This is a genomic window from Synechococcus sp. R55.7, from assembly GCF_047461955.1.
In the GTDB taxonomy this organism is placed as follows: Bacteria; Cyanobacteriota; Cyanobacteriia; order Thermostichales; family Thermostichaceae; genus Thermostichus.
This window is the reverse complement of the sequence record NZ_JANSIC010000003.1, coordinates 15658-17437: the sequence shown is the minus strand read 5'-3', so window position 1 is coordinate 17437 and position 1780 is coordinate 15658. Positions and strand designations below refer to the sequence as shown.

The window sequence follows — 1780 nt, the reverse complement described above, 5'->3', positions numbered from 1 at the left end:
TCTCCCGGGCCCAGCGGTAGGCGGTATAGGGCTTGACGGGTTGTGATCCCAAAGAAGTCCGGGATCCCAAAAGGCTCGCGTTCAAGCGTTTCGACTCCGGTACTTCTGCAACTCGGAGCGCAGCTGCGCCACTTCCGCCCGCAAGTCGTCCAGAGTTGCCTGCAAATCTTCTGTCTGGAAAGGCAGCGGCACCCTTTCCTGGGCGGCCATGGATGCTTCTGCCTCAGCCCGGGTCATGACATCCTGGGCAAAGGTTTGCCAGCCCTCCTGCAGCTCAGCCCACACCTTGCCCACTTCCCCGGCAATATCGGTGAGGGCGCTTTCCAAACGCTCCCGTAGGACATCCGCCACAGCCTTGCCGACAAAAAAAGCCCGCACAACCGGATTCTTCATGCGACCCAAGTGTTAAGAAGCATCACCCAGATTATAACGAATCCTGCTCAAACACAGCGGCGAGCCGACCCACCCGAACAGCAGCGGATCGATCGGCCCGGCGGATTGGGGAGTTCGTCCAGTCCTAGCGGCGGTTGGTGGTCATGTCAGGGATCTTCAGATCGAAGACGCTGATGTTTTGCCGTGCAGCCGGCTTGGGATTGAGCATGCGGGCCATGTTGAGGAAGTTTTCTGGATCCCCGGGTTTGGGAGGACGGGTGAGACGATAGGTGCGCACCACTTCCCGCGTCGAGCGCTTCACGCCGGAGACATCGCGCCAACGAGCTCCATAGCGGGGGGTTACCAGGTTGGCGGGCTTTTCCGACAGGCGACGGCGTTGGTAAGGCACCACATCGTCCCCAAAGGCGGCATTGTACTCTTCGCTATCCACCACAGCGTCGATGAAGCCATCTAGCCCCTTGGTGGCAACGATGATGGAGTACTTGATGCGCTCCTGTTGGCTGTAGGTGGGCCGACCCAAAAAGCGCTGGAAGGTGACCTCGATGAAGCGGTAGTTGTCGTTGGGAACCATGACCAGATCCCGGTACACCTCCGACTTGCCCAGGCCGCGCACAAACTCTTTGACCGAGATTGCCCCGTTGCGCAATTGGGACTCCAGAGCTTTTTGCCGATAACTCTCCAGCATCAGATGCTCGCTGAAGATCTGGCGATAGGCAGCGCGAATGATGTTGTCGATACCTGTCGGGTCGTCAGGACGGTAGACGGGCGGGGTTTCGTCGCTGGGCACAAAGTAGCGAGGCACCCGTTCATTTTGGGTGGTGGGGCGATCGGCAAGCAACGGAAGGGACATAGATGGTGCTCCTAAAAAAACGAGAAAAACTTAAGAAAAACACAGTGGGGCAGGGAAGCTAAGGCTCGGCAGCCAATTCCTGCCGGCTCATCTGGGCGCGGAGAGGGATCAGAGGATCGGCATCTTCCAGGGCCATCTGGAGCGCAGCCTCGACTGAGGGGCGCAGAGATTGTTCACCCTGGCGAGCCAAGTCCGTCAGGGATCCGACGGCGGCATAGCGGACTCCCCAATCGGCATCGGCAAGACATTGCCGCAACAGGTGCAAGGCTCGCTCTTGATCGAGCAAGGGCCGCTTGGCCGCCACTCGTCCTAGCCCACGGGTCGCCGCCCGTCGCACACTGGGGGCAAAGTCCGCTACAATGGCTTCCGCCAAAAAGGGGTAGGCATCCCCATGGCCAATACGGGCCAGAGCCCGCACCGAATAGGCCCGCGCCCCATAGTCAAAACCGTCAATATGGCTCAGCAAGGGCTGCACCGCGGCTTCCCCAAAGCGCAGCACTTCCTCCAGGGCGGCTTCCCCCACTGCAGGGCGATTGA

General features: G+C 60.1%; 3 protein-coding genes. All 3 read right to left on the bottom strand.

The window, feature by feature from the left end; all coding sequences use genetic code 11:
• Positions 1–81: 81 nt before the first annotated feature.
• Positions 82–393, bottom strand: a complete 312-nt coding sequence (locus NW820_RS00465; RefSeq protein WP_414406384.1) for a DUF6825 family protein — start codon at positions 391–393, stop codon at positions 82–84.
• A gap of 124 nt (positions 394–517) precedes the next feature.
• A complete protein-coding gene (locus NW820_RS00460) occupies positions 518–1243 on the bottom strand; it encodes a phycobilisome rod-core linker polypeptide (protein WP_414406383.1) in 726 nt (241 codons plus the stop codon).
• Between the two features lie 58 nt (positions 1244–1301).
• Positions 1302–1780: HEAT repeat domain-containing protein (locus NW820_RS00455; RefSeq protein ID WP_414406382.1), on the bottom strand; the 479-nt coding region annotated here is incomplete at its 5' end.

Coding starts and splice junctions, on each gene's coding strand:
- NW820_RS00465 (WP_414406384.1), bottom strand. CDS start 393: ATGAAGAATCCGGTTGTGCGGGCTTTTTTTGTCGGCAAGGCTGTGGCG.
- NW820_RS00460 (WP_414406383.1), bottom strand. CDS start 1,243: ATGTCCCTTCCGTTGCTTGCCGATCGCCCCACCACCCAAAATGAACGG.